The organism is Tannerella serpentiformis (assembly GCF_003033925.1).
Classification (GTDB): Bacteria; Bacteroidota; Bacteroidia; order Bacteroidales; family Tannerellaceae; genus Tannerella; species Tannerella serpentiformis.
In genome coordinates this window covers 1,789,800-1,802,032 of record NZ_CP028365.1, presented here as the reverse complement: position 1 = coordinate 1,802,032, position 12,233 = coordinate 1,789,800, and the positions used below count along the sequence as shown (strand labels likewise).

General features: G+C 55.4%; 8 protein-coding genes. 5 read left to right on the top strand and 3 right to left on the bottom strand.

Going from position 1 to position 12,233, the window contains the following annotated elements:
- Positions 1-18: 18 nt before the first annotated feature.
- From rsxC to C7123_RS07590, 3 genes are read right to left on the bottom strand one after another with little or no spacing between them, the layout of a single operon-like run.
- Positions 19-1,350: an electron transport complex subunit RsxC gene (gene rsxC / locus C7123_RS07600; protein WP_037980595.1), complete on the bottom strand. Its 1,332-nt coding sequence runs from the start codon at positions 1,348-1,350 to the stop codon at positions 19-21.
- A gap of 25 nt (positions 1,351-1,375) precedes the next feature.
- The gene (locus tag C7123_RS07595; protein WP_038012292.1) at positions 1,376-2,329 is read right to left on the bottom strand and encodes a Fe-S cluster domain-containing protein; all 954 of its coding nucleotides are present in this window, start codon (positions 2,327-2,329) and stop codon (positions 1,376-1,378) included.
- 23 nt (positions 2,330-2,352) lie between these two features.
- Positions 2,353-2,802, bottom strand: a complete 450-nt coding sequence (locus C7123_RS07590) for a SoxR reducing system RseC family protein (RefSeq protein ID WP_069174623.1) — start codon at positions 2,800-2,802, stop codon at positions 2,353-2,355.
- A 104-nt stretch (positions 2,803-2,906) separates the two neighbouring features.
- On the opposite strand from C7123_RS07590, the gene C7123_RS07585 reads away from it, so the two are divergent.
- From C7123_RS07585 to C7123_RS07555, 5 genes are all read left to right on the top strand, one after another.
- The gene (locus C7123_RS07585; protein ID WP_107490622.1) at positions 2,907-3,392 is read left to right on the top strand and encodes a hypothetical protein; all 486 of its coding nucleotides are present in this window, start codon (positions 2,907-2,909) and stop codon (positions 3,390-3,392) included.
- Between the two features lie 481 nt (positions 3,393-3,873).
- Positions 3,874-6,531 carry a DNA gyrase/topoisomerase IV subunit A gene (locus tag C7123_RS07575; RefSeq protein ID WP_107490621.1) on the top strand — a complete coding sequence of 886 codons (2,658 nt, stop codon included), beginning with the start codon at positions 3,874-3,876 and terminating at the stop codon, positions 6,529-6,531.
- A 3-nt stretch (positions 6,532-6,534) separates the two neighbouring features.
- A complete protein-coding gene (locus C7123_RS07570) occupies positions 6,535-7,392 on the top strand; it encodes a DUF3316 domain-containing protein (protein WP_083206766.1) in 858 nt (285 codons plus the stop codon).
- Between the two features lie 1,140 nt (positions 7,393-8,532).
- A complete protein-coding gene (locus tag C7123_RS07565; RefSeq protein ID WP_069174619.1) occupies positions 8,533-9,549 on the top strand; it encodes a S41 family peptidase in 1,017 nt (338 codons plus the stop codon).
- A gap of 1,272 nt (positions 9,550-10,821) precedes the next feature.
- Positions 10,822-11,802 carry a DUF6261 family protein gene (locus C7123_RS07555; protein WP_069174617.1) on the top strand — a complete coding sequence of 327 codons (981 nt, stop codon included), beginning with the start codon at positions 10,822-10,824 and terminating at the stop codon, positions 11,800-11,802.
- The last annotated feature ends 431 nt before the right edge of the window (positions 11,803-12,233 follow it).

The following is a 12,233-nucleotide window of genomic DNA, read 5'->3' as shown; positions in this document are numbered from 1 at the left end:
TGTTCGTCTCTCGGGGGGTTACTTCTTCCGCGAGCGGATGATGCCCATCACCGTGCCCTTGCCCATGCGGATATAGTCCAGCAGCGGGCGATACGAGGGGCAGGTGTAGCTGCAGGAGCCGCACTCGATGCAGTCGACGATGTAATGTTCTTCGGCCTCGTCCCACGTCTTATGGACGGCCAGGTTCATCAGCAGATAGGGCTCCAAGCCCATCGGGCAGACGTCGACACACTTGGCGCAACGGATGCAGTCACGCATGGGTTTGCGCATGGCCTCGGCGCGTGGGATGAGCAGGATGCCAGAGCTACCCTTCATCATCGGCACATCGTCCGTGATCATCGTGCGACCCATCATGGGGCCTCCACCGATGATCTTACCCGTGTCTTCGGGGATGCCGCCAGCGGCTTCGATCAGGGTGCTGATCGGCGTACCGATGCGGGCGATAAAGTTCGATGGCTTCACAACGCTCTTGCCCGTGACGGTGATGACGCGCTCGATGAGCGGCTTATTCTTCTGCACGGCCTCGTAGACGGCGAAGACGGTGCCCACGTTTTGCACCACGGCGCCGACCGAGATGGGCAGTGCGCCGCTCTTCACCTGACGGCGAATCACGGCGTCGATGAGCTGCTTCTCGCCCCCTTGCGGGTAACGCATCTTGAGCGGCATCACCTCGATGCCCTGCTCTTTGGCGGCCAACTTCTTCATCAGCTTGATGGCGTCGGGCTTGTTGCTTTCAATGCCGATCACGGCGCGGCGAACGTCGATGGCGGTCATGAGGATCTTCACCCCGACGATGATTTCTTCGCCTTTGGCCAACATCAGCGAGTGGTCCGACGTCAGATACGGCTCGCACTCGACGGCGTTAACGATCAGTATCTCGGCCTTGCTGCCCGGGGGAGGCGAGAGCTTGACTTGCGTGGGGAAGGTGGCGCCACCCATACCGACAATGCCGGCGGCAGCGATCTTTCCGATGATCTCTTTGGCGGACAGCGTGCAGTCGCGGACGAGGGTCTCGCTGCGGTCGATGGTCTCTTCCCATTCGTCGCCCTCGACGTTGATGTAGACTGCGGGCTTGGGCAGACCAGCGGCGTCGAGCATGGTGTCGATCTTGGTCACGGTGCCCGAAACGGACGAGTGTACGTTGGCCGAAACGAAGCCTGCGGCCTTGCCGATCAGCGTCCCGACCTTCACCTTGTCGCCTTTGGCCACCACCGCCTCAGCCGGTGCACCGATGTGCTGCCCGAGCGGTATGACCACCTTGGCCGTGGGCGCGATCGCCTCGATCGGTCGCCCGGCCGATAACTTGTTTCCTGAGGGGTGAATGCCCCCTATTCTAAAAGTGTACATTATAGACAGGTCGTTGTGTGGGTGTGGGTTAATCTTTCACGGCTGGTTCAGCAGTGGCAACAGCCGTTTCAGCCAGAGCGGGTTTAGCCGCCGGGGTATTGGCGCGAGCGGCCTCCACGAGCGACAGTGCGGCTGGAGCAGCGGCCTTCGGTGCGTCGGGCTTCGGCTCCTTACGCGGCGGGAAGTTCAGTTCATGGATGGCCTTCGTGGGGCAGACCACGACGCACTTGCGACAGAGGCGGCACTTCGTGTCGTCGATGTAAGCCAGGTTGCTCGTCACCGTGATGGCCTCGAAGGCGCACTCCTTGACGCAGCGTGCACAGCCGATGCAGGCGTTCGAGCAGACTTTACGCGCCACGCCGCCCTTGTCCTTGTTCATGCAGGAGACGAAGATGCGACGCGACTTCGGCCCCTTCTTACGCAGCTCGATGATCTTCGTCGGGCAGGCCTTAACGCACGCCCCGCAGGCTACGCATTTGTCTTCTACCACCTCCGCGATGCGTGTCACGGGGTTGATGTGGATGGCGTCGAACTCGCAGGCGTCCACGCAGTCGCCCAGACCGAAGCAGCCGAACGAGCAGCCCGTCTCGCCCCGATAGAGTGAGGCGGCGATGGTGCAGTTCGATGCGCCGTCGTAGGTGTTCGTCCGCGGACGCGCCTCGCAGGTGCCGTTGCAGCGCACCACGGCGATCTTCGGTGCCGCAGCCACCATGGCCACGCCCTTGATCTCGGCCACTTTCTTCATCACGTCCTGACCGCCCACGGGGCAATACAGCCCGTCGAGCGCCTCAGCCTTAAAGCACGCGTTGGCAAAGCCGCCGCAGCCCGGGAATCCGCAGCCGCCGCAGTTGGCGCCCGGCAGGGCTTCCTGTATCTGCCCGATGCGCGGATCTTCATGCACCTCGAATTTCTTCGATACCGCAAATAGGATGAGCGCCGCAATGGCCCCCACCGTTCCTAATAAAATGATCGCTATATACATTTCGTGTAAGATTGATTTGGCGGTTAATAAGCAGCTGTGTCGAGCTGAGAGCCAGCTTCGAGCTTAGCGACGGAGAATGAAAACCGTCGCCCGATCTTCTCCCGAAAGGCGTACAGCAGGGCGTAATAGACGGCCAGGACGGCCAGCCCCGCGAGTCCACCGATGCCGTCGTCGCCTCCGCTCAGGCGGGCGCCGATAAATACGGCAGCCACCACCAGCACAAAGGGCACGGCGAACGCAAGGGCTACGGCCTGCATGCCGCTCGAGGATTGGGCCACGACCATGACCTCCTCCCCGGGAGCAAACTGACGGCTCTCGCCCTTCACCTCAATGAGTTTCTCCTTTTTGTCCGATGCGAGGCAGGCCGAACGGGCATGGCACGCAGAGCACGCGCTTTGCTGTTCGATACAGACCACAATACGGCCTCCTCCGGTATGTCTTACAATACCACGATGCTGAATAAATTTCTTCATAATAAACCCAATTGCTATATCGAGTTTGCAATACGGCGGCAAATGTAAGCAGCAGTTTCAATTCCTGAATGCAGCTATACCGCTCAAATTCATCCGCCCCTGTCATGCCCCGCGACACGACCGCGCCGATTCGCAAATTCCTCATTCTGTCCAACGACCCTACGGGCTGGATTCGTGAAGGTTTCATCGTGCCGAACGACGCCACGGCTCGGGTGTGTGAAGACCCCATCATGTCGCGCGAAGGCATGGTCCGGGTGCGTGAAAGCCCCATCATGTCGCACGAAGGCACGGTCTCGGTGCGTGAAGGGTTTATCATGTCGCACGAAGGCATGGTCCGGGTGTGTGAAGGCCCCATCATGTCGCACGAGGGCATGGTCTCGGTGCATGAAGACCCCATCATGCCGCACGAGGGCATGGTCTCGGTACATGAAGGCCCCATCATGTCGAACGAGGGCATGGTCTCGGTTGCTTCGGTTTTTAGCGGGTCACTTTTTATTACTGAACAAACTCTCTCAGAAATAAAACAGCGACTTTTTTATTGTGAGCAAGTCTCCATCGGAAATAAAAAGTCACCCGTTTATACCCAATAGACTTTATCAGGAATAAGCGAGTGACTTTTTTATAGGCAATCGACTTTATCGGGAATAAAAAAGTGGACGATTTATTCTCAACAAAATCTCTCTACTTATAAATGGTCACCATTTTATTATCGAGATATTTTCCACAGATATAAAAAGTCGCTCGCCAAAAACCAACAGACACAAGGCCATGCCCTCGTTCGGCATAATGGGGCTTTTATGAATTGAGACCATCACATCATTCAGCACGGCGGGAGTTTTATGGGTTGAGACCGTCGCGTCGTTCGGCACGATGAGGGTTTTACGGATTGGGGGCATCGCGTCGTTGGAGACTTTCGAGGGTAAACCGGGAGCGGCAGACGGATTTGCGCAGTATTTCCGCCCCGACGCGGATGGCCGCCATTTCGCGCCAAAGGGGTGGGCAAATTCGCCTACTTTTGCCCGCCGCCGATGGAAACGGCGCGTAGGTTAGACAGATAGAATCCCCATCAATATGAAAGAAGAAGACGAACGCGAAGAGGAAAGGCTGCCGGACGAGGCGATGGAGGCGAACACGACCGAGGGCACGGGCGGAGGCTATGTGGTGCCTGGGGGGGCGATCGGTGCGGACAGCGTGCGCCATCTGCCGGGCATGTATCAGAGCTGGTTCTTGGATTATGCCTCGTACGTGATCCTGGAGCGGGCCGTGCCACACATCAACGACGGGCTGAAGCCAGTGCAGCGGCGCATCCTGCACGCCATGCGGCGGATCGACGACGGACGATATAATAAGGTGGCCAACGTGGTGGGCCAGACGATGCAGTTTCACCCGCACGGCGACGCCTCGATCGGCGACGCGCTGGTGCAGCTCGGGCAGAAGGATCTGCTGATCGACTGCCAGGGTAACTGGGGCAACATCCTCACGGGCGACAGCGCGGCGGCACCGCGATACATCGAGGCGCGCCTCTCGCGGTTCGCGCTCGAGACGGTGTTTAACCCCAAGACGACCGTCTGGAAGCAGTCGTACGACGGGCGCAACCGCGAGCCGGTCAGCCTACCGATCAAGTTCCCCCTGCTGCTGGCGCAAGGGGCGGAGGGCATCGCCGTGGGACTGTCGTCGAAGATCCTGCCGCACAATTTCAACGAGCTGATCGACGCCTCCGTGGCCTGTCTGCGCGGCGAGGAGTTCACGCTCTACCCCGACTTTCAGACGGGCGGTTTGGTGGACGTGGCGAAGTACAACGACGGCAACCGCGGCGGCATGGTGAAGGTTCGGGCGCGGATCACGAAGGTGGATAACCGCACGCTGGCCATCACCGAGATCCCCTATGGCTACACGACGGGCACCCTGATCGACTCCATCATCAAGGCCAACGAGAAGGGGAAAATCAAGATCCGCAAGGTGGACGACAACACGGCGCGCGAGGTGGAGATCCTGATCCATCTGGCCCCGGGCGTATCGTCGGACAAGACAATCGACGCGCTCTACGCCTTCACCGACTGCGAGAAGAGCGTGTACATGAATTGCTGCGTGATCGAGGACAACAAGCCGCGATTCATGTCGGTCAGCGAGGTCTTGCGACACTCCACCGAACAGACGCTCGGGCTGCTGCGCACGGAGCTGGAGATCGAACGCAGCGAGCTGCGCGAGGAACTCTTCTACGCCTCGCTCGAGCGGATCTTCATCGAGGAGCGGATCTATAAGGATAAGGAGTTCGAACAGGCGCCGGACATGGACGCGGCCGTGGTGCACATTGACCGCCGGCTGGAGCCGTTCAAACCGCGGCTCATCCGGGAGGTCACCCGGGAGGACATCCTGAAGCTGATGGAGATCAAAATGGGGCGCATCCTAAAGTTCAACGCCGACCGCAACGACGAGCAGATCGCGCGGCTGAAGACCGAGATCGAGCGCGTGGAGCATCACCTGTCGCACCTCACGGATTACGCCGTGACGTGGTTCGAGGGGCTGAAGAAGAAGTACGGCGCCGACAAGCCGCGGCGCACGGAGATCCGCAGCTTCGACCGCGTGGAAGCCACCAAGGTGGCCGAGGCCAACGAAAAGCTCTACATCGACCGCGAGGAGGGTTTCGTGGGCACAGGGCTAAAGAAGGCCGAGTTCGTCTGCAATTGCTCGGACATTGACGACATCATCCTCTTCTATCGCAGCGGCGTGTACAAAGTGATGCGAGTGAGCGAAAAGATCTTCGTCGGGCAAGACGTGATCTACGTCAACGTCTTCAACCGCAACGACACACGGACGATCTACAACGTGATCTATCGCGACGGCCGCGCAGGCTGCAACTACATCAAGCGGTTCGCCGTCACCGGCTCGACGCGCGACAAGGAATACAACGTGACGCGTGGCACAGAAGGCTCACGCATCCTTTATTTCAGCGCCAATCCAAACGGTGAGGCAGAGACAGTGAAGGTGATCCTCAAGCCGAAGCTACGGCAGAAGACGCTCGTCTTCGAGAAAGACTTCAGCGAGATATTGATCAAGGGTCGCACCTCGCTCGGCAACATCCTCACCCGGGCAGAGATCCACAAGATCTCGCTCAAGCAGCGTGGTTCGTCGACGCTCGGCGGGCGCGAGGTGTGGTTCGACCGCGACGTGCTCCGCCTGAACTACGACGGCCGCGGCGAAGCCCTCGGCGAGTTCCGCAGCGACGACCGCATCCTCGTCGTGTTGCAGACGGGCGAGTTCTACACCACGGGCTTCGACCTGAGCAACCATTACGAAGAGAACATCCTGCTCATCGAGCGTTACGACGCGCGCAAAACATGGACGGCCGTCTACTTCGACGCCGATCAGGGCTATGTCTATCTCAAGCGCTTCCCGTCCGAAGACTCCGAGAAGCGGCAGAACCTGATGGGCGACAACCCTCGTCACCGCCTCTTCCTGCTGACCGACGAGGCTTATCCGCGCATCGAGGTGACCTTTGGCGGACACGACAGCTATCGCGATCCCTTGACCATCGAGGCGGCGGAGTTTGTGGGCGTGAAGAGCGTCAAAGCGCGCGGCAAACGGGTGACGACATTCACCGTCGCCTCGGTTGACGAACTGGAACCGACGCGCCACGCCCCATCACCCTCATCCGACGGAGAGCCATCCGCTACCGATGTGCCGTCGGAAGAGGATGAGGATGGGCAGATGTCGCTGTTTGAGGAATAAGCCATGATCCGCAGCTTCCTCTTTCTGCTCACTCTCTTCATTCTCCTTCCTCTCACCCTGCGTGCACAGACGGATAGCGTCGTTCAAGCACCGCGGTCGGTGAATGAAGGCACGATGGTCAGCCTGGGCAGTCGCTACGTTAAGAACACATACCTCTCCGACGTCGGTTATGATGGCCTGGGCATCGGCGTTATCAACGAACGTATGCGGATCATCAATGACCGTTGGTCGCGGCAACGCACCTTTCGCATCGATCTCGCTTCGATCCGCAATCCAGCAGGCACATCGAGTGGTTACGCGGCCTTCATTGACTACAGCTACAGCCTGCACCGACGTCTGGAGACCAGTGTGGACGGTCTGCGATTGCTCGTCGGCGGTACGGGGCGCTATCTCTTGGGCACGGCCTATCGCTCGCAGGGCGGCAATAACCCTGCGGTGCTGCACGTGGAAGGCGATCTGGGGCTCTCTGCGGCTATCCTCTACGGTTTCGACTTGGGTCGCCGGCGCTATCCGGTGACTGTCCGCTGGCAGGCCAACCTCCCACTCGTTGGTGTCTTCTTCTCCCCGCACTACGGGCAATCGTACTACGAGATCTTTACTCTTGGCCATCGTGCCGGTATAGTCCGATTGGGATCGCTGCACAATAGGTTCGCCTTGCGGAGCCTGCTCACCGCCGATGTGCCCGTGGGTCCATGGACCATGCGGATTGGGTATGAGGCCGACGTTTACCAATCGCACACCAACGGCATTCGCACGCATTATTTCGGTAGCAGTATCCTCCTCGGTGTGGCCAAGGAATTCATACCCTTTTCCGGCAAGCGCGTGCGCCATAACAAGGCCTTCCGGAGTGCATATTACTGATCCGAAAATAAAAGACTAATGGCGAATCATTCCTGTTTTCCTATCAGAGAGTGCCAGCGATTGTATTCCGAAGTGTCGGCAGCTATTCGCCGTCATTCATTGAACACCTATGAAAGCACGTATCGCTAACTCGATAACGAAGGACTAAAGGCGGATCATTCCTGTTTTCCTATCAGAGAGTGCCAGCGATTGCACTCCGAATGGTCGTCGGCTATTCGCTGTCTCTCATTGAATGCTTTTGAAAGCACGTATCGCTAACCCGATAACGAAGGACTAAAAGCGAATCATTGCCGTTTGCCTATCGTGAAGTGCTGGCGATTGCGCTCCGAAGGATCGACGGCTATTCGCTGTCTCTCATTGAATACCTATGAAAGCACGTATTGCTGACCCGAAAATGAAAAACGAAAGGCGAATCATTTCCGTTCGTCTATCGTGAAGTACTGGCGATTGCACTCCGGATGGTTGGCGGCTATTCGCTGTCTCTCATTGAATGCTTGTGTAGTTACGTGTCGCTGATCTAAAAGCGAAGGAGTAAAAGCGCATCGTTCCCGTTTTCCTATCCTGAAGTGCTGGCGATTACGATCCGAAGGATCGGCAGCTATTCGCCGTCATTCATTGAACACCTATGAAAGCACGTATCGCTAACCCGATAACGAAGGACTAAAGGCGGATTATTTCCGTTTGCCTATCGTAGAGTATCAGCAATTGCACCTCGAAGTATCGGCGGCTATTCGCCGTCATTCATTAAACACCTATGGAAGTACGTATTGCTGATCCGAAAATGAAAAACTAAAGGCAAATCATCTCCATTTATCTATCGGTGAGTGCCTGCATTTGCACTCGAAGTGTCGGCGGCTATTCGCCATTACTCATTGAATATTTATGAAAGCACATATTGTTGACCCGAAAATGAAAAATGAAAGGCGAATCATTGCCGTTTATCTATCGTATAGTGCTAGCGATTGCGCTCCGAAGGATCGGAAACCATTCACTGTTACTCATTGATTGCTTATAAAAGTGCGTATCATTGACCCGAAAATGAAAAACGAAAAGCGAATTAGGGTCGTTTGTCTATCGGGGTGTGTCAGTGATTGCGTTCCGGAGGGTAGGCGGCTATTCGCTGTTACTCATTGATTGCTTATGAAAATACGTGTTCCCTATTTCCTGATCTTTTTGATTCTGCTTTTGCCGGGCTGCGACAAAGCGGACCGTTACAGCGCAAGCCCTCGCGAGAACTTTGAAGCGCTCTGGCACATCATCGACGAGCATTATTGTTTCTTTGAGGAGAAGGGCGTCGACTGGGAGGTTGTCCGCAGAAAGTACGAACGGCAACTCTCGGATACGATGAGTCGCTATGAGCTCTTCGATTTGCTTTCCGATATGTTGGCGGAGTTGAAAGACGGTCACACGAATCTTGTATCTCCGTTCAATACGGCTCGCTACTGGGCGTGGTTTGAGGACTATCCGCGCAATTTCAATGCCGACATCCAGCGAAATTACTTAGGCACGCGCTATGGGATAGCCGGCGGCATGCGTTACGTCAAGCTGCCGGGCACGGAGATAGGCTACATCTATTACGGTAGCTTTTCATCCGCAGTCAGCGAAACAAATTTGGATGAGATTTTCTATTTCTTCCGCACTTGCCGAGGGCTGATCATCGATGTGCGTGGCAATGGCGGGGGCGCATTGACTAACGTCGAGCGTATCGCGTCACGATTCCTGAGTGAGCCGATAAGGACGGGATACATTGTGCACAAGACTGGCCCGGGTCATTCCGACTTCTCCGAACCTTATCCCGTCGACCTCCGACCCTCGACGCATACGCGCTGGCGTCGGCCGACGGTTGTCCTGACTAACCGACATAGCTACAGCGCAACGAATGACTTTATCAACGTCATGCGGCGAATCGATCGCGTCGTTATTCTTGGCGATCGCACGGGCGGCGGGGGAGGCATGCCGTTTAGCTCGGAGCTACCGAACGGGTGGCAGGTTCGCTTTTCGGCGTCGCCGTTGCTTGACGCTGACAAACGGAGCATAGAGAGCGGAATCGATCCGGATATTCGCGTGGATATGACGAAGGCCGACATGGATTGCGGTAAGGATACGATGATCGAGGCCGCTATCCGTAACATCCGCGGGCGGACTAAGGACGAGTAAACAGAAACGACGAAAGCTATTTCTGAACAGTCCTGCCGGACGATTGGGGTAGATCACCCTGACGTCTGGTGGGATTTTCTTTTTCTCGCCACTTGACCTCCGCATGTAGTTCATACTATTGTCCGCATTCGGCAGTTATCCGTCTGAACTCCTTTCATCTATCTCTATGCTTAGGGGTATCACGCCCGCACTTCTTGTTTAGCTACGTAGGACATCAGTCATAGCCTCCACAGATCCTTATTTCCCTTCGCCAATACCCGATGAATCCGGAGACAAATCTTGATTCTGATTCCCTGTCTTTCCACGAAGCTGAAAACAAATATCGATTCTGATTCTCGGCTATTCTATGAAGCGAAAAACAAATCCAGATTTCAATCCTCGGCCACTCCATGAAGCCGAAAACGAATCTCGTTTTTGATTCCCGGACACTCCATGAAGCCGAAAATGAATCTCGTTTTTGATCCACGGACACTATGCGAAGCCAAAAATGAATCCCGATTTTGATCTCCGGGTACTTGGCGAGGCAAAAATGAATTGCAATTTGGCTTCCTGGGTACTCAGTGAAGCAAAATCGAGATTCATTTTGGCTTCCCGGAGACTCAGTGAAGCGAAAAATGAATTACGATTTGGCTCTCCGGGCACTCAGGAAGCCAAAAATGAATCTCGATTTTGCTTCCCGGACACTCCGAAAGCCCAAAATGAATCTCGATTTTGCTTCCCGGACACTCCGAAAGCCCAAAATGAATCTCGATTTTGCTTCACTGAGTGTCGGTGAAGGCAAAAATGATTTTCGATAAGCATGCTCAAATGCCCTCAGAAGACTGATCAGAAGCCATTTTTGGCTGCATCTACTTCCGATGATAGGGAACAGGGGTTGCTTTACCCATTCACCGAGGCTGGGTGATTCGCAGAAGTAGGTACGGACTCGCTTCAGCGGTACTCCGCGAAGCTCCACAGGTGTTTCTTAGGCCTATCGCCCGATACGGATGAAGCCAGAAAAAAATTTCGATTTAGATACTATGAGGCGAGGTGATAACCAAGAGTTGTTTACATTTGCAGCGCCGAAGGCTCCGAGGTTGCCCGCAAAAAATTGTGTGAGCGATCCGGGGCATGAGGAAGTTCCAAATACCTGTTTATATTTGCGACTCCATAGAGTCAGGCATTGAAAATACACTTACCTATTCTATAGCATCGCTCATCAGCGCAACACATTTGTAACACATATATTCATCCAGTTAGACCTCTTCATTCACTAATCAAAGATTGTAAGACATGAGAAAATCAAAGATCATTGTTGGCATAACCAGCCAGTACCCTTTGGGTATGCACGTCGATTTGCAACAGCAAATCTATGACCTTGTCCATCCTTTCGGCGCAGAGAAAATCCTTTTGGATGCGACAGACATCCCGAAGTGGAAGTCGGACATCGATCTCGAGAAGGAGTCAGTTCGAGAGCCGACGGCTTCCAAAGTAACCAAGTATTTGTCTGAGAAGAATAAGAAGCGTAGTGAAATCATTTCGCTTTTGTTTCAGGAGATCCGCCTGGCATCGAAGTCTCCGATCGAGGCGCGTAGCACGGCCGGTCATCGATTGCGTATCGCAACAGATGCGTACAAAGGTTTGCAGAACGAGAATATGAATGATGCCACCGGACACATATCCGGCTTGCTCATTGATTTGGAAAAGACGGACGCGGCGGCAGATCTGGCCACTATTGGAATGGCGCCACTGGTTCAGATGCTTCGCACCATCAACTCGGAGTTCATCACATTAAGAGATGAGCGCTTAAAGTCGGAGGCGTCGATTGGCGTCACAAAGGGCTCTGTCCTTCGCACGAGGAACGATGAAACGGCAAACGAAGTCTTTCGGCATATCGAAGCCGCTTACCTATCGACCACATCAGATGATGACCGCAAAGCCATTGGCGAATTGATTGACCGCATCAACAAGGCGCTCCAGTACACGAAGACATCGTATCGCCGCAGCTTAGCCCAGAAGAAAGCATCGGCCGACCGGAAAAAGAAACCGAAAGATCCGAAGGCTCCGAAGCAGCCTAAGGAACCCAAGAAAAAGAGAAAGGAGAGCGATCCCGACATCCGTTTGCCTGAGAATGGGCCTAAGAAACCCGGTGGTGAGGGTGAAGGCAAAAAGCCTGACGATGGCAAAAAGCCTACCCCGGGCAGTCCGGGCGGCGGCACAGGAGGTGGTGCGGGCAGTGGCGGAGGCCCCGAGATTCATCTTCCGGAAGAGTGAGACCTATCGCGGAGCACGGGGGATAGCCATCAGGCGTTCTTATGGGTATTCCCCGGCGCCATTGGAAGGGCAATCGGGGTTTACTGCGCGTTCCCCATTCATTAGATGAAGGGCCGTCGGTATTTGCCGCGCGTTTCCCATTCATTAGATGAAGGGCAGCCGGAGATTCTTTCGTTATTCATTTCTATTTGGGGATATTTGGCGAGCGTATATAATAGATACCGGCGCGAGCGTTGGAAAAATCCCGCCTAAAGCTGCGGTCTTTCATCCCCATCCGGGGGTGCTTGGAGGGCGTATGCAATACGCCCCTACCTTGACGGATGAATGGATACCGGAGGATCGATTGGTAATACCATTTTCCTAACGAAGGGATGCCGGAGGTTCATTCTTCATTCATTCTCTTTAGAGGATAGTTGCGGGGAGTATGCCAT